This window comes from Kangiella sp. M94, assembly GCF_054926195.1.
In genome coordinates this window covers 47621-68959 of the sequence record NZ_CM142903.1, presented here as the reverse complement: position 1 = coordinate 68959, position 21339 = coordinate 47621, and the positions used below count along the sequence as shown (strand labels likewise).

At 45.2% G+C, this 21339-nt stretch carries 24 protein-coding genes; 13 read left to right on the top strand and 11 right to left on the bottom strand.

Annotation, left to right across the window (positions count from 1 at the left end):
- The 9 genes from sfsA (at nt 1) to acs (ending at nt 8754) form a co-directional block, all read left to right on the top strand.
- Nucleotides 1-735 carry a DNA/RNA nuclease SfsA gene (gene sfsA, locus ACYTXU_RS00325; RefSeq protein WP_462207520.1) on the top strand — a complete coding sequence of 245 codons (735 nt, stop codon included), beginning with the start codon at nt 1-3 and terminating at the stop codon, nt 733-735.
- A 191-nt stretch (nt 736-926) separates the two neighbouring features.
- Nucleotides 927-1373: an RNA polymerase-binding protein DksA gene (dksA, locus tag ACYTXU_RS00320; RefSeq protein WP_462207518.1), complete on the top strand. Its 447-nt coding sequence runs from the start codon at nt 927-929 to the stop codon at nt 1371-1373.
- 63 nt (nt 1374-1436) lie between these two features.
- On the top strand, nt 1437-2312 hold the full coding sequence (gluQRS, locus tag ACYTXU_RS00315) for a tRNA glutamyl-Q(34) synthetase GluQRS (RefSeq protein WP_462207516.1): 876 nt from the start codon (nt 1437-1439) through the stop codon (nt 2310-2312).
- Nucleotides 2313-2363: 51 nt separating this feature from the next.
- Complete coding sequence (gene pcnB, locus ACYTXU_RS00310; protein WP_462207515.1) at nt 2364-3734, top strand: polynucleotide adenylyltransferase PcnB; 1371 nt, start codon at nt 2364-2366, stop codon at nt 3732-3734.
- Nucleotides 3735-3761: 27 nt separating this feature from the next.
- Nucleotides 3762-4277: a 2-amino-4-hydroxy-6-hydroxymethyldihydropteridine diphosphokinase gene (folK, locus tag ACYTXU_RS00305; RefSeq protein ID WP_462207513.1), complete on the top strand. Its 516-nt coding sequence runs from the start codon at nt 3762-3764 to the stop codon at nt 4275-4277.
- Between the two features lie 30 nt (nt 4278-4307).
- Entirely contained in the window at nt 4308-4961 is a 654-nt protein-coding gene (locus tag ACYTXU_RS00300) for a deoxynucleoside kinase (protein WP_462207511.1), read from the top strand.
- 14 nt (nt 4962-4975) lie between these two features.
- Nucleotides 4976-5770 carry a 3-methyl-2-oxobutanoate hydroxymethyltransferase gene (gene panB / locus ACYTXU_RS00295; protein WP_462207510.1) on the top strand — a complete coding sequence of 265 codons (795 nt, stop codon included), beginning with the start codon at nt 4976-4978 and terminating at the stop codon, nt 5768-5770.
- A 15-nt stretch (nt 5771-5785) separates the two neighbouring features.
- Nucleotides 5786-6631: a pantoate--beta-alanine ligase gene (panC, locus tag ACYTXU_RS00290; protein WP_462207509.1), complete on the top strand. Its 846-nt coding sequence runs from the start codon at nt 5786-5788 to the stop codon at nt 6629-6631.
- Nucleotides 6632-6819: 188 nt separating this feature from the next.
- Nucleotides 6820-8754: an acetate--CoA ligase gene (gene acs / locus ACYTXU_RS00285; protein ID WP_462207508.1), complete on the top strand. Its 1935-nt coding sequence runs from the start codon at nt 6820-6822 to the stop codon at nt 8752-8754.
- Nucleotides 8755-8804: 50 nt separating this feature from the next.
- On the opposite strand, the gene ACYTXU_RS00280 is transcribed toward acs, so the two are convergent.
- Both ACYTXU_RS00280 and ACYTXU_RS00275 read right to left on the bottom strand, forming a co-directional pair.
- On the bottom strand, nt 8805-9671 hold the full coding sequence (locus ACYTXU_RS00280) for a DUF1853 family protein (RefSeq protein WP_462207506.1): 867 nt from the start codon (nt 9669-9671) through the stop codon (nt 8805-8807).
- A gap of 170 nt (nt 9672-9841) precedes the next feature.
- Entirely contained in the window at nt 9842-10324 is a 483-nt protein-coding gene (locus ACYTXU_RS00275; RefSeq protein ID WP_462207505.1) for a Spy/CpxP family protein refolding chaperone, read from the bottom strand.
- A gap of 223 nt (nt 10325-10547) precedes the next feature.
- Here ACYTXU_RS00275 and ACYTXU_RS00270 point away from each other — a divergent pair, with 223 nt between their 5' ends.
- Both ACYTXU_RS00270 and ACYTXU_RS00265 read left to right on the top strand, forming a co-directional pair.
- Nucleotides 10548-11246 carry a response regulator gene (locus ACYTXU_RS00270; protein WP_462207504.1) on the top strand — a complete coding sequence of 233 codons (699 nt, stop codon included), beginning with the start codon at nt 10548-10550 and terminating at the stop codon, nt 11244-11246.
- The gene (locus ACYTXU_RS00265) at nt 11185-12630 is read left to right on the top strand and encodes an ATP-binding protein (RefSeq protein WP_462207503.1); all 1446 of its coding nucleotides are present in this window, start codon (nt 11185-11187) and stop codon (nt 12628-12630) included. The genes ACYTXU_RS00270 and ACYTXU_RS00265 overlap by 62 nt, the downstream gene beginning before the upstream one ends.
- Here the strand turns inward: ACYTXU_RS00265 and ACYTXU_RS00260 are convergent.
- Both ACYTXU_RS00260 and ACYTXU_RS00255 read right to left on the bottom strand, forming a co-directional pair.
- On the bottom strand, nt 12627-13274 hold the full coding sequence (locus ACYTXU_RS00260) for a LysE family translocator (RefSeq protein WP_462207502.1): 648 nt from the start codon (nt 13272-13274) through the stop codon (nt 12627-12629). The two genes, ACYTXU_RS00265 and ACYTXU_RS00260, sit on opposite strands and share 4 nt — an antisense overlap.
- Nucleotides 13275-13284: 10 nt before the next feature.
- A complete protein-coding gene (locus ACYTXU_RS00255) occupies nt 13285-14046 on the bottom strand; it encodes a DedA family protein (protein WP_462207501.1) in 762 nt (253 codons plus the stop codon).
- 130 nt (nt 14047-14176) lie between these two features.
- On the opposite strand from ACYTXU_RS00255, the gene ACYTXU_RS00250 reads away from it, so the two are divergent.
- On the top strand, nt 14177-14623 hold the full coding sequence (locus ACYTXU_RS00250; RefSeq protein ID WP_462207500.1) for a hypothetical protein: 447 nt from the start codon (nt 14177-14179) through the stop codon (nt 14621-14623).
- A 66-nt stretch (nt 14624-14689) separates the two neighbouring features.
- Here the strand turns inward: ACYTXU_RS00250 and ACYTXU_RS00245 are convergent, their stop codons facing one another.
- Nucleotides 14690-15259, bottom strand: a complete 570-nt coding sequence (locus ACYTXU_RS00245; protein ID WP_462207499.1) for an ACT domain-containing protein — start codon at nt 15257-15259, stop codon at nt 14690-14692.
- A 187-nt stretch (nt 15260-15446) separates the two neighbouring features.
- Here ACYTXU_RS00245 and ACYTXU_RS00240 point away from each other — a divergent pair, with 187 nt between their 5' ends.
- Complete coding sequence (locus ACYTXU_RS00240) at nt 15447-16247, top strand: M48 family metallopeptidase (RefSeq protein WP_462207498.1); 801 nt, start codon at nt 15447-15449, stop codon at nt 16245-16247.
- Nucleotides 16248-16773: 526 nt separating this feature from the next.
- Here the strand turns inward: ACYTXU_RS00240 and ACYTXU_RS00235 are convergent.
- The 6 genes from ACYTXU_RS00235 to ACYTXU_RS00210 all read right to left on the bottom strand — a co-directional run bounded on the left by ACYTXU_RS00235 (nt 16774) and on the right by ACYTXU_RS00210 (nt 21332).
- The gene (locus tag ACYTXU_RS00235; RefSeq protein WP_462207496.1) at nt 16774-17436 is read right to left on the bottom strand and encodes a glutathione S-transferase family protein; all 663 of its coding nucleotides are present in this window, start codon (nt 17434-17436) and stop codon (nt 16774-16776) included.
- Between the two features lie 131 nt (nt 17437-17567).
- Nucleotides 17568-18050 (bottom strand): FKBP-type peptidyl-prolyl cis-trans isomerase, encoded by a 483-nt coding sequence (locus tag ACYTXU_RS00230; RefSeq protein ID WP_462207494.1) that lies wholly within the window; start codon nt 18048-18050, stop codon nt 17568-17570.
- Nucleotides 18051-18443: 393 nt separating this feature from the next.
- Nucleotides 18444-19364, bottom strand: a complete 921-nt coding sequence (lipA, locus tag ACYTXU_RS00225; RefSeq protein WP_049756770.1) for a lipoyl synthase — start codon at nt 19362-19364, stop codon at nt 18444-18446.
- Nucleotides 19365-19476: 112 nt separating this feature from the next.
- Complete coding sequence (gene lipB / locus ACYTXU_RS00220; RefSeq protein WP_462207492.1) at nt 19477-20151, bottom strand: lipoyl(octanoyl) transferase LipB; 675 nt, start codon at nt 20149-20151, stop codon at nt 19477-19479.
- Between the two features lie 15 nt (nt 20152-20166).
- On the bottom strand, nt 20167-20436 hold the full coding sequence (locus ACYTXU_RS00215; protein WP_462207490.1) for a YbeD family protein: 270 nt from the start codon (nt 20434-20436) through the stop codon (nt 20167-20169).
- Nucleotides 20433-21332 (bottom strand): D-amino acid aminotransferase, encoded by a 900-nt coding sequence (locus ACYTXU_RS00210; RefSeq protein ID WP_462207489.1) that lies wholly within the window; start codon nt 21330-21332, stop codon nt 20433-20435. The genes ACYTXU_RS00215 and ACYTXU_RS00210 overlap by 4 nt, the downstream gene beginning before the upstream one ends.
- Between the last annotated feature and the right edge of the window lie 7 nt (nt 21333-21339).

The following is a 21339-nucleotide window of genomic DNA, read 5'->3' as shown; positions in this document are numbered from 1 at the left end:
ATGCATTTTTCACCACCACTCGAAAAAGCCATTCTAAAAAAGCGCTACAAACGATTCCTTGCAGATGTTCATAACACTAAACACGGTGACTTTATTGCTCACTGTCCCAATACCGGCTCGATGAAAAACTGCTGGCAAGAAGGTGATACCGTTTGGTTGCTTGATTCCAAAAAACCAAAACGCAAATATCAATACACCTGGGTCTTAGATGAAACGACCGCTGGCCATATAATTTGCATTAATACTCATCTGGCCAATCAAATTGTGATGGAAGGGATTGCGGACAACACCGTCAAACAGCTCAGCGGCTATGACTCTGTCAGACAGGAAGTGAAATACGGTGATGAAAATAGTCGTATCGATCTGCTGCTTGAGACCAGTGACAAGGCTGACTGCTATGTGGAAATTAAAACCGTCACTTTACTCGAACAAGGGAACGACTTTAAAACCGGTGCTGGTTTCTTTCCCGATGCAATAAGCACACGTGGACAAAAGCACCTGCGTGAGTTGATGGCTATGGTTGAGCAAGGACATCGTGCAGTACTTTTCTTTCTGGTACAACATACGGGCATAAAAACTGTCAGCCCCGCTGCGCATATTGATCCACAATATGCTAAGTTATTAGATCAGGCTGCAAAGGCTGGGGTTGAAATCATCGCCTATAACACCCATATCAGCCCCGCCAGTATTTATTTAAACAAAGAACTGCCTGTCATTATTCCTGATTTTTCATAGAGTTATGCAGTCAGTTAGGCCATAAAAGGCTATTTTTTGCACTTTTTACAAAGAATAGGCTTTTCAATTGTCAGTCATAGGGATAATATCCCTGTTTCACTTTTTCAAAGTGAGCCCTATTACAGCTCGCTTTTTTGCCAAGTGCGCGCCGTGAGGCGTCTGGTTTTAATATGAAATGGAGCGTTGCTTAGATGCCACGTAAACAATCAGTTACAAATAGCACCCTCGAGAAATTAGGTCTTAAACCCTATAAAGAGAAGAAAGGCGAAGAATATATGAACGATGCTCAATATGAGCATTTTCGTAACATTCTGTCGGCATGGAAAAAACAATTGATGGAAGAGGTTGATCGGACTGTGCACCACATGCAGGACGAAGCAGCAAACTTCCCGGATCCTGTTGACCGTGCTGCACAAGAAGAAGAATTCTCTCTTGAGTTACGTACCCGTGACCGCGAACGCAAATTGCTGAAGAAAATTATTCAGTCGCTGAACAAGATCGATGATGATGAATATGGTTACTGCGAATCATGCGGTATCGAAATCGGTATTCGTCGCCTTGAAGCGCGTCCTACTGCTGAGCTTTGTATCGACTGCAAAACGTTGGCAGAAATCAAAGAAAAACAATACGGTAGTTAATTGACATGGGCAGGTATTCTAGTCTGCCCATTTCTACTGTAAGCCATTAACTGTCTCCTAGCTATGGCAGGACGTTTCGCACCCTCTCCTTCTGGCCCCTTGCACTTTGGCTCGCTGATAGCAGCCGTCGGTAGCTATCTGATCGCAAAATCTCGCAGCACTCAATGGTTAGTGCGTATTGAAGATATTGATCCGCCGCGCGAAGTTGCCGGTGCCAGTGATATGATTTTGCACCAGCTAGAAGCATTTGGTTTGTACTGGGATGGCGACATCAGTTATCAGAGCCAACAGCTGGATCGCTATGCAGAGATTATTGAGCAATTACAATCGCAAGATCTCATCTATGCCTGCAACTGTACTCGCAAAAAAATTAAGTCACTGAGCAGTAACGGCTATTATCCCAATATCTGTGCCACTAAAAGTCTAAGCTTTGAGGATGAAGTCTCGATTCGGCTTCGCCATGGACTGGGTGATTATAGTTTCAAAGACCAGATTCAGGGCGCATGTCAGTTTGATGATTCCCTTTATCGTGAGGATTTTACTATTCGCCGCAAGGATAGACTCATCGCCTATCAACTGGCAGTCGTCGTCGATGATATCGAACAAGAGATTGATCATGTGGTACGCGGTTGCGACCTGCTGGATTCAACCCCACGACAGCTGCGTTTATACGAAGTACTCCAGGCCAAAACACCCGATTGGTATCATTTACCATTAGCCATAAACTCTGATGGCAATAAATTATCCAAACAGAATCATGCTCCTGCCATCAATAGTCAGCAGGCCTCACACCTTCTGTGTCGTGCGCTGGGGTTTCTGGGCCAGCCGATTCCAGAAGAATTGCAGCAGGAAGCGCCCGCTATAATTATGGATTATGCTGTTAATCAGTTCAGGATTGACCAAATCCCCGCCAGCCAACAAATTCTTTATTTAGATTAATTAGATAGGCGCTTGTGCTATGATCGCCCCATACTATCAAATTCACACTTTATGAGTTCAATAATCAAGTCTGTTAAACGTTGGTTTGCTAGCCCGGCTACAGAAACGCCTGGCGCAGGCGCCAACACCCAAATCATCTCGCGCGATCAACATTCGATCTCACGCAAAGATATCAGCGACAATGCTTTAAAGGTTTTATACCGCTTGAGCAATGCTGGCTTTGAATCCTTTCTGGTCGGCGGTGGCGTGCGCGATATATTACTTGGACTGCACCCGAAAGACTTTGATATTGCAACTAATGCAACGCCGGAACAAGTTAAAGAGCTTTTCCGCAACTGCCGAATTGTTGGCCGTCGTTTTAGATTGGCCCATATTCTGTTTGGCCGCGATGTGATTGAAGTGGCCACTTTCCGCGCCCATTGTGATGACAATATTCAACAGGCCAAAGAAGGCATGATCCTGCGCGATAATGTCTATGGCGATATTGAAGAAGATGCCATTCGTCGCGATTTCACCATCAATGCGCTTTACTACAATATTAAAGATTTCTCAGTGCATGATTTTTGCGGTGGCTTAGCTGACCTGCGCAAGCGACAGCTACGCATGATAGGCGATCCGGAAACGCGCTATCGTGAAGATCCAGTGCGCATGTTGCGTGTGGTTCGACTGGCCTGCAAGCTTGATCTGACCATCGAACAGCAAACGCTTAAACCGGTTGCTGAACTTTCCCATTTTTTAGAACAGGTTCCAGCTGCTCGCCTATGGGAAGAGTATCGCAAACTGTTCTTGGCCGGTGCCGCCAAACTGACCTTCCAGAAATTGCGGGAATACGGTTTGTTTCACGCACTCTTCCCAGCTACTGACCGTGCTCTAAAGCATGACGATTCGACACAAACACAAGCGACAGAACAATTGCTGCTTGATGCGCTGGAAAATACCGACACACGAATTGCCACTGAGCAAACCGTCAATCCCGCCTTTTTAATGGCGGTCATGTTATGGCAGCCTCTGCTCGAAAGCACTGAAGCTCTGCAGCAGAAAGGCACCAACTTTAACGATGCCTTTTTCAAAAGCATGGCACGCGTGCTGAATGCACAAAGCCAGCATATTTCTATCCCACGCCGCTATTCCCTGGTGATTCGAGATATCTGGAGTATGCAATTGCGGTTGCCTGCCCATCATGGCAAAAAAGCCTGGAGTATTTTTGAGCATCCGCGCTTCCGAGCAGCTTACGACTTCTTGCTACTGCGTTCACAATCCGATCCGCGCCAGAAAGAACTGGCCGATTGGTGGACCAAGTTTCAAGAAGCCGATGCCAACGACCGCCGTCAGATGGTACAGAAAACCGGTAGCGGCAAAAAACGCAGACGACGCAAGCCACGCAATCAGAAGCGTCAGCCCGCTAACAAAAATAAGCATTAAGTCATTACAGCCATGGCAAGTCACTCTATGACAAGACGCTCTATTGCATACATTGGTCTTGGCAGCAATTTAAACCACCCAGTTCAGCAAATTGAGCAAGCCTTGCTGGCGCTCGATCAACTGCCCAATAGTTATCTGCTGGGTTACTCGAGCCTCTATCAAAGTGCTCCGATGGGTCCCCAGGATCAACCCCCTTTCATCAATGCCGTAGCCAAGCTAGTCACCAGCTTTGCCCCATTAGAGTTACTCGACCAGCTACAAGCTATTGAAAACCAACAGGGGCGAGTTCGCCAAGAACGCTGGGGGGCCCGCACATTAGATTTGGATCTCTTGCTCTACGATCATACAATCATGCAATCAGACCGCTTAACCCTGCCCCACTACGGTATTAAAGACAGGGATTTTGTATTAAAACCATTGGCTGAACTAAGTCCTGAAATGACGCTTCCCGATGGTAGTATAGTCAGTGAATTACTAGACCATTGCCCACAATATGATTTAGTGGCCTTGAACTATGACAAGAATCACCATTGGCATCTCTGAAAAAGACATGCCTGAGCCAGGAGTATTTGAGTGAGTGTAACTTTATCCATACCACACAACTTTATTGCCGTCGAAGGCCCGATTGGTGTAGGCAAAACCACACTGGCTCGCAGACTGTCCGAAGCATTAAGCAGCGACTTAATTCTCGAGCAGGCGGAAGAGAATCCATTTCTTGAGCGCTTTTACCAGGATCCTAAGTCTGGCGCCCTGCCGACGCAGCTGTATTTCCTGTTCCAGCGTGTGCGTCAATTGCAGGAAGTGCGCCAATCAGACATGTTCAGCCCAGTTCGTGTAGCTGACTACTTGATGGAAAAAGATCGTCTATTTGCCCGTTCCACGCTGGATCAGGACGAGCTCAGATTATATGAACAGGTCTATCAGAACCTCACTATTGATGCGCCGAAGCCGGATCTGGTCATTTATTTACAGGCTTCTGTACCGGTGCTGCTGGAGCGCATTAAAAAGCGTGGTCGCGCTTCAGAAAGTCCTGTAACCAAAGACTATTTGCAAACCATATGCGAAGCTTATACTGATTTCTTTTATTATTATGATGAATCGCCATTGTTGATTGTGAATGCTTCAGGCATCGATCTGGTAGAAAATGAAGCAGACTTTAATATGTTGCTTGATCAAATAAAAAGTACCACCACTGGCCGCAATTATTTTAATCCTCATCCTCTGTAAGTCGAGATTGAATCATGAAAACCCTGACCATTAGCGATATCGAACAATTGAAACGACAAGGCGAGAAATTCAGCTGTATTACGGCTTATGATGCCACTTTTGCTGGCGTCATTTCGGATGCCGGTGTCGATGTCATTCTGATAGGCGACTCATTGGGCAACGTGATTCAAGGTCAAAAGACCACCGTCCCGGTGACCCTTGAAGACATGGAATACCATATCGCCTGTGTAGCGCGCGGCAACAAGCGCTGCCTGTTAATTGGTGACATGCCCTATATGAGCTATGCCACTCCAGAACAGGCTTACCATACGGGAGCTCTGATTATGCAGGCTGGCGCTCACATGGTGAAGTTGGAAGGTGGTGATTGGCTACACGACACTATTGCCGGTCTAACCGAACGTGGCATTCCGGTCTGTGCCCACCTCGGCTTAACACCGCAATCGGTGGATGCATTGGGTGGCTTTAAGGTTCAAGGGCGTGATTCAGCACAAGCCAAGCAAATGCTGGCTGATGCTAAAGCTCTGGAAGACGCTGGCGCACGCATGTTAGTGCTCGAGTGCGTGCCGCAAAGTCTGGCCAAACAAATCACCGAATCACTCACCATCCCTGTCATGGGCATTGGTGCTGGCGTTGATGTTGACGGCCAGGTTCTGGTACTGCATGACATGCTGGGTATTTCGCCCTTCCAGGCCAAATTTGTGCGCAATTTTATGGCCGATGCCAAAGGCGATATCAAAGCTGCTTTTGAGCTATTTCACAGCGAAGTTCGCGCGAAAAACTTTCCAGCTGCTGAACACTCTTTTGATTAAAGGCGAGCGTTACACATGATCGTTGTTAACTCTGTTGAAACTCTGCGCCGCCTGATTCAAACGCACCGAGACATGGGCCATCGTATTGGCTTTGTACCGACCATGGGTAATTTGCATGCTGGCCATTTGAGCCTGGTGCAAACCGCTAAACAAAATGCCGACATTGTAGTGGTCAGTATTTTCGTTAACCCGACTCAGTTTGGGCCCAACGAGGATTTTGATTCTTACCCTCGCACTTTCGAGCAAGATCAAGCATTACTCGAAGCAGAAGGAGCGGATATTATATTTGCTCCGGAGGTCAAAGAAGTCTACCCACAGTGGCCCAACCTAACCAAGGTTCAGGTAGCGGAATTAGGAAACAATCACTGCGGGGCATCTCGTCCTGGCCATTTTGATGGTGTCACCACAGTAGTTAGTAAACTCTTTAATATGGTGCGCCCAGATTGCGCAGTATTCGGCCAAAAAGACTTTCAGCAACTGGCCATTATCCGCCGTATGACCAGTGATCTAAACTTCGATATTAAGATTATCGCTGCACCGATTGTCCGCGAAGATAATGGTCTTGCCATGAGCTCACGCAACGGATATTTAAGCACAGAACAAAAACAGCAGGCGTCCTTTATCTACCAAACGCTGGGCTGGATGAAACAGCAAATAGACCATGGTGAGCGCGATTATCGTTCACTAGAGCAAGCGGCAATCAAGCGTTTAAAAGAGCAAAACTTCAAACCAGACTATGTGCACATCGCTCGCCAGGATAACCTTGAACTCGCTCAGGAAGATGATAAAGAATTAGTGATACTGATTGCAGCATTTATGGACAAAGTTCGTTTGATTGACAATATCACTCTTATTCTTTAAATCATTGCTCTCAAGTAATATTTAGCACCACTTTAATCAACCCAAAATGGCTCAACTTTATTTGTTAGTTATTGTTTTTCAATCAGTTATAGTTAATAACAACAACTAATAATCACTATTCCTGTCAAAGACTTTATTGCCTTGGATTTTTGTTTTATGCTGAGCTGATATGTCATTAGGAGTCACTTATGTCTGAATCAAAAACCTATCCAATAAAACAATTCAGCACTCATACCCCACACATTGATGAAGCACAATATTTGCGCATGTACCAACAGTCGGTTCAAGAACCGGAGAAGTTCTGGTCGCGCATGGCGCATGAATTCATTGACTGGTTTGAGCCATGGAAAACCGTTAAAAATGTCGATTATAAAACCGCGTCAATAAAATGGTTTGAAGGTGGCAAATTAAACGTTAGCTACAACTGTATTGACCGCCATTTAAATGATAAAGCCGACCACACGGCGATCATATGGGAAGGCGACGAACCTGATCAGCAGCGCTATATCAGCTATCAGGAACTACACGATGAAGTCTGTAAAATGGCTAATGCACTCAAGAGTCGAGGCGTTAAAAAAGGCGATCGAGTCTGTATCTATATGCCGATGATTCCCGAGGTCGGTTTTGCCATGTTAGCTTGCGCGCGTATTGGCGCAGTTCATTCGGTGGTCTTCGGTGGCTTTTCTCCTGAAGCTTTAAAGAGCCGTATTTTAGACAGTGATTGTCGCGTGGTGATCACTGCTGATGCTGGTGTCCGTGGCGGTAAAACAGTTCCTTTGAAAGCGAATACTGATAAAGCATTGCAGCATTGTCCTGACGTACACAGTGTGTTTGTCATCAAACACCGTCTGGCCGATATTCAATGGAATGATCAACGCGATATTGATTATAACGAGCTAAAGAAAGATATGGAGCCGGAATGCCAGGTAGAAACCATGGACGCCGAAGACCCACTATTCATTCTTTACACCTCAGGTTCTACTGGCACACCCAAAGGGGTTTTACATACGACCGGTGGTTATTTGCTCCATGTAGCCATGACCCACAAATACATCTTTGATTACCATGAAGGCGATATTTACTGGTGTACCGCCGATGCTGGCTGGATTACTGGTCATTCCTACATCTTCTATGGACCACTGGCCAACGGCGCTACTACGTTAGTTTTTGAAGGTGTGCCAAGCTACCCAAGCCCTTCTCGGTTCTGGCAGGTTATTGATAAGCATAAGGTTAATATCTTCTACACAGCTCCAACCGCCATTCGCGCCCTGATGGCGGTCGGCGATGATGCCGTAACCTCAACGTCACGCAAATCATTGCGTTTGTTAGGCAGTGTCGGTGAACCAATCAATGTAGAAGCCTGGGAATGGTATTACAAGGTAGTTGGCAACGAGCGCTGCCCAATTGTCGATACTTGGTGGCAAACCGAAACTGGTGGTATTTTGATTTCTCCGCTTCCTGGTGCCACTCCGTTAAAACCCGGCTCAGCCACTCGTCCATTCTTTGGTGTGCAGCCCGCTATCCTCGATCAGGATGGCAATGAACTGGAAGGCAAAGCCAGCGGCTATCTGGTCATGAAAGACTCATGGCCTGGACAAATGCGCAGCGTTTATGGCGACCATGACCGCTTCTTCCAGACTTACTTCTCGCAATATTCAGGCTATTACTTTACTGGCGACGGCGCTAATAGAGATGAAGATGGCTACTACTGGATTACTGGTCGTGTCGATGATGTGCTTAATGTATCCGGCCATCGCATGGGCACTGCAGAAGTTGAGAACGCGTTAGATCTGCACCCGTTAGTTGCGGAGTCTGCCGTAGTAGGCTATCCGCACGATATTAAAGGCCAGGGGATCTATGCCTTCGTTATCTTCAAAAAAGGTGTAGAGTATAATGATGAAATTAAGCAACAATTAATCGATATCATCACTGAAGAAATTGGTCCAATTGCTAAGCCGGATAAAATTCAATGGGCCCCTGACTTGCCGAAAACACGCTCTGGAAAAATCATGCGCCGCATTCTGCGTAAAATTGCAGAAAACCAAGTGGACAGTATTGGTGATACTTCAACGCTTGCCGATCCATCGGTCGTGCAACATCTGATTGATAATCGACTGCGCTGATTGTCTATCAAAAGCCCTGGTAACTCATCAGGGCTTTTTTATTTTTCAGTCTAATCTTTAACTCTTTGCCGAGCTCTTTCCAGCCACTCATCAGTGACCACAAAACCACGCATCAACTCACGCTCATTGTTCATGGCAACTACCATTGACAGCTGTTGCTCATTTAAATGCCCAAGCTTGTCCACCTGCGAATAGTCATCAGCTGTCAGCTCTGATAACCAATACATTCGTGGCAGTTGATACCAGTCATAGTCAGACTGGCTTTGATATTCCTTAAACTCACGATGCGTTGCCCAGAAGCCTTTTAAATGCTGCGGGTCGACCTCTGCTGGGTGCTTGAAGCTTTGGTCTGAAAAGTTGTCTATCGAATAGAATAAACGGCCACGAGTTAGCAAACCTATATGATCAATAAACAGTTGTTCCTGTTCCAGCCAATCCTTAACTTCTGCCTTTGTCGATAGAGCCAATTGATGAGTCATCAAGCGCTGAAATTTTCGGTCAAAACGATCGCGCAAATTGGGCCCAACCCAATCAGCCATTTGCTGTCCAATGCCAATTTGCAAATAGAACTTTACCGCCAGTTCGCAATGAACAACCTGCTTTGAGTTTAAACGTTGGATAATGGAATCGAATTCACCCAACGTCTGCTTATCAATAATTACCTGCTGATTGGAACGTAGCAGGCTAAGCGATAAGTTCGAGCGAACCAGATGATGCCACAACTGCTCAAAATAAACACCCAGCCGATGAGTGGGTTCAAAAGTAAATGTTTCACTTTCTATCACCGCTTTTTCTAACAGTTCATTAGCATCCAGCAATTGACAGTCATGCAAGGCATTCACAATCGCCACCGATAGAAAATCAGGGCTTTCCTTGAGCCAATTTAAGTCGGATTGAATTCGCCTTTTGTCCTGCATTTGCTTTTATGTTTATTGAAAGGAGTTTCATGATAACAAAAAAAAGCCACCCGAAGGTGGCAACATTTCAGAGAAGTTCTGAAATAAAGTTAGTGTTGATAAACTAGCATTAACTTTCTTAAGGGGGCAAAACGCTAGCTCTTAAACACTAAGGGGGAGAGGTTTATACATTAGCCACGATTATCTTTTCCGCGTTCCCGAGCCTTTTCACGCATATCTTCACGCATCTCATACATTTCTTCTCTAAGCTCTTTCATTTTGGCACGCTGTTCTTCATTAAGGTGTTTCTGCACTTCCATATAGTGTTGATGTCTTCCTGCCATCATTTCAGCTTTGATGTCAGCCTGTTTACGCAAGTTATTTTGCAACTTGGCTTTATCCAAAGTATCTTGCTGCATCATATGGCGCTGTTGCTGCATTAATTCCTGCATCTGCTCCTGATGTGCTTTAAACGTTTCCTTTCGTTGCTCATAGAGTTTGTCAATTTTTGTACGCTGCTCATCATTGACGCCTAACTTTTCCATCATCATATGATGCTGCTTCATGGAATGATTGTCATGCATTTCACCATGATTTCGAGCATCAGCACTGACGTTAAACATCATCAATGATGCTCCGATTGCTAATGCAGATAGTGCTTTATTGAATAACATAATTTACTCCTAACCTATTTCTAAATTTCCTGGTTGCTGAATCCTTGCAATGAAGAATGCTTTGCAAGCTTTTGTTATCCACTATAGACTCTTTTTAACATTAAAAGTTTAAATATATAACGTTCCGCGCGTAAAGCTTATGTAAAACTTGCTGACCAATCTTTACACTTTAACTGTTGGTCCATGCTAAACTTGCCTTTCGTACCATACGGTTATCAATACTATGCCAAAACTACTACTTGCTGATGATGATATTGAACTATGTCAATTGCTTCAGGAGTATCTCACTCAAGAAAGCTTTGACGTGGCACTAGCCCATGACGGGGCAACTGCTGCCAAAATGATTCTTGACCATAGTTTTGATCTGATGGTGCTAGACGTTATGTTGCCGAATTTAAATGGCTTTGATGTCTTGAAAACGGTACGCAAAGAATCGCAAGTGCCTATTCTGATGCTGACTGCTCGTGGCGATGAAATCGATCGCATTGTAGGCCTCGAACTCGGTGCCGACGACTACATCGCTAAGCCCTGCAACCCCAGAGAATTGACTGCCCGCATCCGTACTATCCTGCGTCGTACAGAGAATGTCTACAGCTCCAAACAAAAGAAACTACAGTCAGTCCATCTTGGCGATGTTTATATCAACCCAGCCTCACGTGAAGTGTTGTTGAATAATGAAGTGGTTAAATTAACCGCAACCGAATTCGATATTTTATATTTACTAATGAATAACGCAGGCACTCTGGTCAGTCGCGATGACCTGTCAGAAAGTTGTCTTGGCCGTACTCTGGAAGCATATGACCGCAGTATTGATATGCATATTAGTAATCTAAGACGAAAATTAGGTCCTGACTCCAAAGGTGAAGAACGCATCAAAACCGTACGCGGTGTTGGCTATCAATATGTTGCCCTGGATTCGTAACTTAGTTCGTCCCAGCCTGTTCTGGAAAATTTTCCTCTGGTTCTGGTTAGCGACTTTAATCACCGTAACCAGCATTGTTTTTTTATACAGTTTAACAGGCCAAGACAACAAGCTGGTTCCTGCGTCGGATGAAGAAGCCAAGCAACTTAGACAGACCGCCATAACGATTCAGCTTCGCAAGGTTATCGATGAATATCAGGCTGGCAGTCTGCTCATTCTCAACAAAGTTAACGACAACCTCGACAATACTTTTATTATTGATAAAAATGGAGAAGACATCGCCGGCAAAGAAGTCCCCGATGTCCTTTACCACCTCAGCTCTTTCTATCGCAACCGTAATACTCCAGCGACGGTTATTATTGATAATATTGCCTATATTGGCCCTGAAGTTGTTTTTAATCGTGGCAATTACTACCTGCTATTCATAAAGCAACAAAACCCCCATCAATTTACTGCCGTGGTAACTTATCTTTACCATTCAGTTTCCATATGGCATTTATTGATTGCTTTAGGCATTAGCGCGCTGGTTTGCTTTGCTTTAACCTGGTACTTAACGCGCCCCATCAATCAACTACAAAAAACTACCCAGGCATTTGCACGCGGCGATCTGACCGCACGCGCACAACCCCACCTTGGCAAACGCCAGGATGAGTTCGCAGATCTGGCTGAAGATTTTGATTTGATGGCAGAACGCATTGAGCGTGTCATTCAGTCACAAAAACGCTTAATGAGCGATGTCTCACATGAACTACGCTCTCCTTTGACCCGAATGCAAATCGCCGCCAGTTTGGCACAAAAGACAGCCAGCCCAGAGTCTAAAGGACATATCGACCGCATTGAGCTCGAAGTAGAAAGGCTTGATGAGATGATTGGTGAGTTATTGCAAATGGCTGCCCTTGAACGGGGGCACATCAACGAAGACCGCGCCAGCTTTATGCTTAATGACTTGCTGGAAGTTATTGTTGAAGATGCCCGCTTTGAAGCAGAGGCCCACAATAAAACCGTCGACTACCACAGCGACCAAGAAATCAAGTTTACTGGCTATTACAGCTTACTTGCACGGGCCATTGAGAATGTCCTGCGTAATGCTATTCGTCACACGCCTGATGACACCTGTGTGACGGTCACAACCGCAGAAACCGAACTTGGGATTGAGGTCAGGATTTGCGACTCAGGACATGGCGTCAATGAAGAGCACCTGGAGAAAATCTTTGAGGCTTTCTATCGCCCCACTGACGCGCGTGAGAGAACTTCTGGTGGTGCTGGCCTTGGCTTGGCCATTGCCAAAAGAGGCATCGAAGCAAATGGGGGGAGCATTAAGGCTTACAACCAGCCCGACTCCGGTTTATGTGTCGTTTTTCAGTTACCTAAAACCAGTGCCTAATTGACTGTCGAAAAAAGTAACAGTATCGCCAGAACAATTAAAAACGCGCCTAACACCCGATCAATCCAATGCCCGAAGGATGCAAAAAACTGGCGTACTTTCTGTTGCGTCAGCATTAGCGACAAAAAGACAAACCAGGCTCCCGTAATAACAGACATCCAGATCCCATAAATGGCCTGTATACTCATTGGCGTGTCTGCACTGACGATGGTAGTAAATAACGATAAAAAGAAGAGCGTCGCTTTAGGGTTTAAGACGTTGGTTATAAAGCCCTGGCGAAAAGCCTTGAAACTCGTCATGGTGTCTTTGCTGATCGGATTAAAATCTTTCGCTTCCGCTTTCTGAACACCAATCGCTTGCCACCCTATGTACAACAAATAAACCGCACCTGCGACTTTTATGGTCGTAAATAGCCACAGGGTATCGCGGATCAATAAACCAATGCCTAGTACTGCATAAGTCACATGCACCAAGATAGCCAGCCCAATTCCGATACTGGCCAAGATGGCGAATCGGCGACCAAAAACCAGACTCTGCCGCATCACAATTGCAAAGTCCGGCCCCGGACTCGCAACAGCTAATGCATGAGCCGATGCCATTAATAAAAACTCTTGCCAATAGTGTGTGATTATCTCTTCAATCATGTCGCATAAATTAGATAATTAAATGCCAGATTTTGTAACCTAAAAGTAACATTAGGCTTCCGTAACTCGAAATTACTAAAAAGACTATAATCGATGAGAACACGCCCAAGGCTAGCAGGCTATTGATGTGTCTCTTGAGGGGTAGTGTGGTGTGGTGCTTTTTTGCATGGTGATGGTCAATAATAAAGCGCCCCAACAGCCACAAACAAATGGCCATAATAGTAAGGCTACCAACCAACACCCATACCTGAGTTTTCTCGAAGGTTAACGCTGCCCCCAGCACCACTCCCGGCATCAAGTACACCGGAGCCCAAATCAGGGTTGCGATAATGATTGCGGTGATGAACTTCTTGGGCGGCATATCAAGCACACCTGCGATTAAGGCAATAACTGCTCGTATTGGCCCAATAAACTGACCCACCAGCACCCCAGCAAAGCCATGTCGCTGGAAAAAATCTTCCGCCCTGTGCAACATCTTCTGATGGCGTTGAATCCAGCCCCAGTGATGCACCTTGTCCTGGAAGTGGTAACCAAACCAGTAAGAGACCATCTGACCGCTGGCTGCTCCCAAAAAACTACAGAATGCCACCAGCCAGAAATTCAAGGTGCCACCACCAATTAAACTACCAACACCCACCAGCAATAACCAACCAGGCACAGCCAGGCCGACAATAGCCAATGATTCTAAAAACGCAATTAGAAACACCGCTGCGCCAGCCATATGAGGGTGATTGGAAATCCAATCAAGAATGTCTTTAACAATCGCTTCCATCGGCGCTAATAATGACGAATGTTTGTGTAAAAGTCGATAACAAATCTTCTATCGGGTTATTCTTGTGAGACTTGCTTGTTATGGTCTGGTCGTTTATCTTCACTAATACTTTACATTAATACCTTTGATTATGAGCAGCCCTTACCAAACGATTATCCAGCAGCGCCAGCCCAGTGACGTAGAAATTTTCCATAATGTTCACCCCGATGTAAAACCGCCCTGTCTTGATGCTAACGAAATGGGTCTATCGCACCAGGATGTTAATGACTACCGTTCCGCTGGCGAACTGATTAAAAGCTTAGCTAAAACAATACATTTATGGCGTAAACACATGCCTAAAGATGCTGAACCAACTATAGTTGCCATGCTTAACGGAGGCTTACAAATCCATGTAACGCGCCTGGCACAAGAGTCATTTCACGGTATTCGCATTGAAGGAACCGCGGGCGGCAATCCCTGCATGGTGCTCACCCACCAAAATAATGTGGAGTTACTTTGCTATGTCCAAAAGGTCACCGAAGAAGAACCTCAGCGTCGTATTGGCTTTATTATTGATGGTCAAGAAACTGAAGAGTAATCACGCACTTACTCAGACAAAAAAATAGCGCCAATTGGCGCTATTTTTGATTATTTGAAAATCTCATTAAATGGCTTCTTTAATGCTCTCTTCCTCATCCAGCATGCTCAGCGAAAAACCTTCCCTCTCCGCCAAAGCCAGTAATTCACGTTCGACTAATTCTACATCGATCACATGATCCGTCGAAACATTCAAATCCAGAGTATAACCCTGCCGGTTTGCCATTGTATTTGTTTCGATAGAATCAACTCGTAGGTGATTACGCGAAAGTATTCGCAATAACTCAATGCTGGTTGCCTGATTTTTGACACCCCAGATGCTGATGTTAAAGCTAATATTTTCGGGGTCAAAAGGATAAGAGGATTGACTATCTTCGGTGCTGTTGAATTGGAACCTCAATTTGGTGGACTCTAAACTCTCCAGACAAGCTATGAATGGATTGAAGTACATGCTGTTAATTGAAACAGCAAACAAACCACTGAAGTGATCTTTCACACGATTGAAACGGGAAACTTCCATGGAGCCTTTGAAACGATGAAGAATCTCGGTAATAGTTGTAATTATTTCAGGATGATCGGAACCGGTCACCGTTAAGATGAATTTCTTGTCTAACTTTAATTTATGATGCGCATTCATCAAAATACTCCATATATTGCGTTAGCGCTCTTAAAAAAATACTACAACTGGTAAAATCAGACAAGAACAGCTGCTCAAAATTCATACAATTTTATTCGTTTTGTTAAGTACAGCATATTTGTACAATACTTTACATATTGCTTTATACTAGAATATTGCTAACTATTTGTATTTAAAAGGAGTTTGTATGAGGTCTCTACTATCGGCCAGTTTGACGTTGCTTCTCATGGCGTGCGCCACCTCACCGACAGGTCAAAGTCAATTCACTCTGTTTTCTGAGTCCCAAATGGCTGAAATGGGCTCTTCAACCTTCGCCAGTATGCAGCAGAGTCAAAAACTTGATACCAGCGCCAGAAACGCGAGTTACGTCAACTGTGTGGTCAATGCCTTAATCCCCGAGTTGAACGCCATAGCACCTGCTATGCGTAGCACACAATGGGAAGTCAAAGTGTTTGCCGATGACTCACCAAATGCTTTTGCGCTGCCTGGTGGCAAAATTGGTGTTCATACCGGTATGCTTACCGTTGCCCAAAACCAGCATCAATTAGCGTCTGTAATCGGTCATGAAATGGGGCATGTTTGGGGCAGACACGGAAACCAGCGAGTATCCCAAACCTTTGTAACCCAAACCGGTATGCAACTAGCCACGGTGGCCGCGGGCGAAATGACTTCAGAGAAACAACAACTGCTTGGACTACTCGGTGTCGGCGCCCAGGTTGGCGTATTACTGCCCTTCAATCGTAAACATGAATCGGAAGCCGACGAACTTGGTTTAGAGCTTATGGCTCGGGCTGGATTTGACCCACGCCAGAGCGTTGAATTATGGAAAAATATGCAAAAAGCAGGTGGAAATTCAATGCCAGAGTTCTTATCGACTCACCCCGGCACTGACAGCCGTATTCGTGACTTAAACGCCAAAATGGATAGAGCCATGAAAATTTACCAACAAGCACAGTCATCAGGTAAACGACCCAACTGCCGTCTTTAGAGGCATATTGCCGAAATTAAATTAAGTCGGTCAAATGAAACTAACCAAAACCCATTTATATTGAGCTAAGCCATGTACAAAATATAGCAATCAAAATCTGTGACCGAAGGAAATCCCTTTAGGGAGATGATTTTGATAAGAATTTTCAGCAAAGGTGACCAAAGGAAATCCCCTTGCGGGAGATGTGATGTAAATTCTGGTACCCAAGGGGGCAGACCCTGCGTTAAGTATTTTGGGAGTGGCGCGGGTAGTCACGCAAAGCGTGACCTCAATATGCGGGTGGTCTTCTTTTATGAAGTACATCCTGTACTTCACCCTTCGGGCTAGCTTCGCTATTCAAAATCGTTCCCAACGATTTTGTGGTTACTTATTACAAGACAAATTTGTCCGGAACAAATTTGAACAGCGGAGTGAAACGACGCTGGCTTAAGCGGAATACAAGGATGTATTCCGTAAAAGTAACTCGCCGAGGGGCGAAATTAATTACCAAAGGTATGTACTAAGTCTCTGGATAGCCAGTTCACAGTTACTGGTCCGCTAAATATCCGCCTCGCTCGTATATGGACTCCATATACAAGTCCTCAAAATCCTTAACCACAGACTTCTTAACTTCCGGCAAGGACAATAAGTTTTCACGCCACTTTTGTATTTTCTTATAATCACTAACGGTATCAACACCTGTATTATCTGCTAGCATTTTCGAACGCATTAAAAAGGGAGCAAATGAACTATCAACCAAACTGAACTCTTTGCCATTAAAAAATCCCTGATTGCCGATACGCTTTTCAAGGTGTGCCAGTTTCTTGTTCAAATCTTCTTCGATTTTGGTAAAGGTTTCTTCGCGTCGCGCCTGCGTCAATTGAAATTGAATGTTATTAATACTACTACTGAACTCGATCCACGAGCGATGCTCCGCCTTTTCCAACGGATCCGTTGGTAGCATTGGCTTGCCGTGAGTTTCATCCAGATATTCATTGATAACTGAAGACTCAAATAACACAGTATCATTTACACGCAACAATGGCACTTTGCCTAGTGGCGATATTTCTACAAACCAGTCAGGCTTTCGCTCCAGAGAAATATATTCAATGGTGAAATCAATTTTTTTATGCAGCAACGTAATGACCGAACGCTGCACGAACGGGCACAATTTGTGGCTGACTAATATTGGTTGTTCTAGAGCACTCATATTGTCCACTCAGACTTGATAACTAGTCGTAATGTAAATCGTTCTTTTTAGAAAAGCAACAACAAGGTCGTCACAAACTCATATCTGTTTCAGATATAAAAAAGGCCTTCGTATGAAGGCCTTTAAATGTATTAGTGCTCGTGACCACCAGGTCCATGTACATGACCATGCGACAACTCTTCTTCGCTGGCATCGCGTACTTCGATAACTTTCACATCAAAATTCAAAGGAACGCCTGCTAGAGGATGATTACCATCCACAGTAACTGTCTCACCTTCGACTTTAGTGACCGTGATAAGTTGTGGTCCGTTTGGTGATTCAGCATGGAACTGCATGCCAGGCTCAACTTTTTCTACGCCCTGAAAGGCTTCTGCAGGCACTTCCTTAATTAAGTCATCATGACGCTGACCATAAGCCTCATCAGGCTGAACATTCACTGACAGCTCATCATCAACTTTTTTACCAGCCAATGCGTTTTCAAGACCAGGAATAATATTGCGATGACCATGCAAGTAAGCTAATGGCTCATTCCCTTCTGATGTATCGACTAATACACCTTCTTCTGTTTTTACGGTGTATTCAATCAATACGACTTTGTTTTCTTCAATTTGCATAATCATCTCTCTTACATTACTAGGTACATTTACGAAACCAAACTAAAACGGCTTCAAACTTTCAATTACTCATCTTCAATAATTCACTGTTATATTTCACTGCTTTCCGTTAGGCCTTATGCTCTTTGTACATGAAGCGCTAGCAGCTAACTCAGGAAATAGGATTTTGGCTTAAAACCAAACCCCCGATATTTTCACTTTATTTCCCACTACTTAAAGTTAGGATTTTTGCTTTGAGAAAATTTAACTCTCATACACTCTATAGCACTGCTTAAAGTTAGGATTTTTGCTCTGAGAACGAGGCGCTTTCGTACGATGTGGGCTGAGCGTATAAGTAATACGCGACTGCTCCGAGTACGAAAGCAACAAAGTTATCAGGCAAAAAGACAACTTTTAAGAGACTTTCTCGCCTGCTGCCTGCATATCCGCGTGATATGAAGACCTCACCATCGGCCCACTGGCCACATTGGTGAAACCCAACTCTTCTGCGATTCGGCCGAGCTCATCGAACTCTTTTGGTGGCATGAAACGCATCACTGGATGGTGGTATTTACTGGGTTGCAGATATTGCCCGAGCGTTAACATTTCAACACCATGGGCTCGAAGATCTTTCATCACTTCGATAATTTCTTCGTTGGTTTCGCCAAGCCCAATCATTAGACCTGATTTGGTGGGGATTCCGGGGTAACGTTCTTTGAAATTCTTGAGTAAGTCCAGTGACCACTGATAATCCGCACCGGGACGCGCTTGCTTATAGAGACGCGGCACCGTTTCCAGGTTGTGGTTAAAGACATCAGGCAGGCCATCCGCCATCAGGTCGAGCGCAACTTCCATACGGCCTCTGAAGTCTGGAACCAGCACTTCCACCTTAAGACCGGGATTTTGTTCTTTAGCGACCCGTACACAGTCTGTGATATGGGCTGAGCCACCATCACGCAGATCATCACGATCCACTGACGTGATCACCACATATTTCAAGCCCATCGATTTGACAGAATCGGCCAGGTGTTGCGGCTCTTCTGGATCAAGCGGCAATGGACGACCATGCGCCACATCGCAGAATGGACAACGACGAGTACAGATGTCGCCCATAATCATGAAGGTTGCAGTGCCATGACCGAAACATTCGGGCAGGTTTGGACAGGATGCTTCTTCACAAACGGTGTGAAGCTTATTGTTGCGCAGCATGTCTTTGATTTTGGTAATTTGATTACCGTTCGGCAGACGCACACGAATCCAATCCGGCTTGCGCGGCATCTCTTCGGTTGGCATGATTTTTACCGGAATTCGCGCCATTTTATCTTCGGCACGCATTTTTTGGCCGGCAATGACTTTCTTTGCCTTGCCCGCAACCTTGCCGGTTACGCCACCGCTAACTGTTTGATTCGACTCGTTTTTTACCGATTCAGAATTTGACATTCACTATCTACTCAATGGATTCGCTGATTGGCTCAGGTAATCCGGTCATTTCCAGGCGCTTAGTATAGCCCAATTTATCGCATAATTGATCGATGAGATCAGGTTTAATGCGCTCCAGATTGTCCGGACCACCCTTCTCGACTATCTGGGTCATTTGCATGCCCTGATAACCACATGGATTGATACGTGAGAATGGCTCCAGGTCCATATTCACATTTAAAGCAAGTCCATGAAACGACTTACCTTTTCGGATTCGTAAACCCAATGAGCAGATTTTCTGGTCATCGCTATAGACTCCCGGCGCATCAGAGCGCGGATAAGCCTCAATGCCATACATCGCTAGCATGTCAACGATGGCATTTTCGATGCCTGAAACCAGGTCTCTTGGGCCCATATTTTTGCGACGCAAATCGATCATAAAATAAGCAACTTGCTGGCCGGGGCCATGGTAAGTAACTTGTCCGCCGCGGTCAACCTGCACCACCGGAATTTCCCCCGGAAATAGCAAATGTTCGGCTTTTCCAGCCTGACCTTGAGTAAAAACGGGGTCATGCTCAACCAGCCAAATTTCATCGGTGATTGTGTCGTCTCTATTGTCGGTAAACTCTTGCATCCGTTTCCACACTGGAACATAGGTTTCATGCCCCAGTTCGCGGATGATTACTGTAGATGGGTCGCTCATTGTCCAGGGGCTGCCTTATAGGGTCATTTTCACGCCTTCAACGGTGAAGACTTCGCGATACATGGCATCTACTTGCTCTTTGTTTTCAACCACAACCATGAATGACAAGGAAACATAATTGCCATCACGGCTCAGTTTGCTGGCCGGAGAATAATCATTAGGCGCATGTCGATTGACCACTTCTGCAACTTCCATATCAATGCCGTCACGGTTTACTGCCATGACTTTAAAACAAATCTCACAAGGAAATTGCCAGAGTTCATCACGATCATAATTTTGCGTCATAACGCTATTTCACCTTCACTATTACTGTCAATTTCACCACTATACAGCTGCGCTTTGAGCTGCTGATAATGGCCGTACATTTGTCGCCAGACAGGGCCTGCAGTGCCATCGCCAATGATAACATCATTCAAACGGGTAACTGGGCGGATTTCTTTGGTGGAGCTAGTCAGCCAGATTTCATCCGCTTGTAGCAACTCGTGCTCCGGAACGGAACGCTGCTCCGACAAGATACCGTGCTGTTCCGCTAACCATAAAACGAAATCCCGAGTAACCCCAGAAAGTAAGTGCTCACTTAGCGGCGGAGTAATAATAACACCATCGCGCACCATGAAAAGATTACTTGAGGTTGCCTCCAAAGCGACACCATTTCGAACTAATATGGTGTCGTTCGCGCCACATTCAAGGGCTTGCTGTTTCAACAAACAGTTGGCTAATAAGGTAATCGCTTTGATGTCACAACGTTGCCAGCGGATATCTTCGGCAGTGATAGCTGATATGCCTTGCAAATCTTGCTCACTTGGTTGCGGCTGAATCTCTGGCAGTGGCGTAATCATGGCAAAAATAGTCGGTGTTGGATTGGGCGGGAAATCATGATTACGTTCTAGATAAGCGCCACGCGTGATCTGTAAGTAAATCGTAGCATTATCCAATTGATTGCGTTCGATCAGCTGATGGCAAATATCGGCCCAGTACTGCAAGCTCTGCTCCAGTGCTAAGCTGATACCACGCAAACTGTTTTCCAGCCGTGCAATATGTTGCTTAAAGCGGAACAGTTTACCTGCATATACCGGTATCACTTCATAAATCCCATCACCAAACAAAAAGCCCCGGTCAAGTGCCGGGACTTTTGCTTCTTCAATGGGTAAAAATTGTCCGTTTAAATAAGCGATGGACACATACTTC

Coding starts and splice junctions, on each gene's coding strand:
- sfsA (WP_462207520.1), top strand. CDS start 1: ATGCATTTTTCACCACCACTCGAAAAAGCCATTCTAAAAAAGCGCTAC.
- dksA (WP_462207518.1), top strand. CDS start 927: ATGCCACGTAAACAATCAGTTACAAATAGCACCCTCGAGAAATTAGGT.
- gluQRS (WP_462207516.1), top strand. CDS start 1,437: ATGGCAGGACGTTTCGCACCCTCTCCTTCTGGCCCCTTGCACTTTGGC.
- pcnB (WP_462207515.1), top strand. CDS start 2,364: ATGAGTTCAATAATCAAGTCTGTTAAACGTTGGTTTGCTAGCCCGGCT.
- folK (WP_462207513.1), top strand. CDS start 3,762: ATGACAAGACGCTCTATTGCATACATTGGTCTTGGCAGCAATTTAAAC.
- panB (WP_462207510.1), top strand. CDS start 4,976: ATGAAAACCCTGACCATTAGCGATATCGAACAATTGAAACGACAAGGC.
- panC (WP_462207509.1), top strand. CDS start 5,786: ATGATCGTTGTTAACTCTGTTGAAACTCTGCGCCGCCTGATTCAAACG.
- acs (WP_462207508.1), top strand. CDS start 6,820: ATGTCTGAATCAAAAACCTATCCAATAAAACAATTCAGCACTCATACC.
- ACYTXU_RS00280 (WP_462207506.1), bottom strand. CDS start 9,671: ATGCAGGACAAAAGGCGAATTCAATCCGACTTAAATTGGCTCAAGGAA.
- ACYTXU_RS00275 (WP_462207505.1), bottom strand. CDS start 10,324: ATGTTATTCAATAAAGCACTATCTGCATTAGCAATCGGAGCATCATTG.
- ACYTXU_RS00270 (WP_462207504.1), top strand. CDS start 10,548: ATGCCAAAACTACTACTTGCTGATGATGATATTGAACTATGTCAATTG.
- ACYTXU_RS00260 (WP_462207502.1), bottom strand. CDS start 13,274: ATGATTGAAGAGATAATCACACACTATTGGCAAGAGTTTTTATTAATG.
- ACYTXU_RS00255 (WP_462207501.1), bottom strand. CDS start 14,046: ATGGAAGCGATTGTTAAAGACATTCTTGATTGGATTTCCAATCACCCT.
- ACYTXU_RS00250 (WP_462207500.1), top strand. CDS start 14,177: ATGAGCAGCCCTTACCAAACGATTATCCAGCAGCGCCAGCCCAGTGAC.
- ACYTXU_RS00245 (WP_462207499.1), bottom strand. CDS start 15,259: ATGAATGCGCATCATAAATTAAAGTTAGACAAGAAATTCATCTTAACG.
- ACYTXU_RS00240 (WP_462207498.1), top strand. CDS start 15,447: ATGAGGTCTCTACTATCGGCCAGTTTGACGTTGCTTCTCATGGCGTGC.
- ACYTXU_RS00235 (WP_462207496.1), bottom strand. CDS start 17,436: ATGAGTGCTCTAGAACAACCAATATTAGTCAGCCACAAATTGTGCCCG.
- ACYTXU_RS00230 (WP_462207494.1), bottom strand. CDS start 18,050: ATGCAAATTGAAGAAAACAAAGTCGTATTGATTGAATACACCGTAAAA.
- lipA (WP_049756770.1), bottom strand. CDS start 19,364: ATGCGTGCCGAAGATAAAATGGCGCGAATTCCGGTAAAAATCATGCCA.
- lipB (WP_462207492.1), bottom strand. CDS start 20,151: ATGAGCGACCCATCTACAGTAATCATCCGCGAACTGGGGCATGAAACC.
- ACYTXU_RS00215 (WP_462207490.1), bottom strand. CDS start 20,436: ATGACGCAAAATTATGATCGTGATGAACTCTGGCAATTTCCTTGTGAG.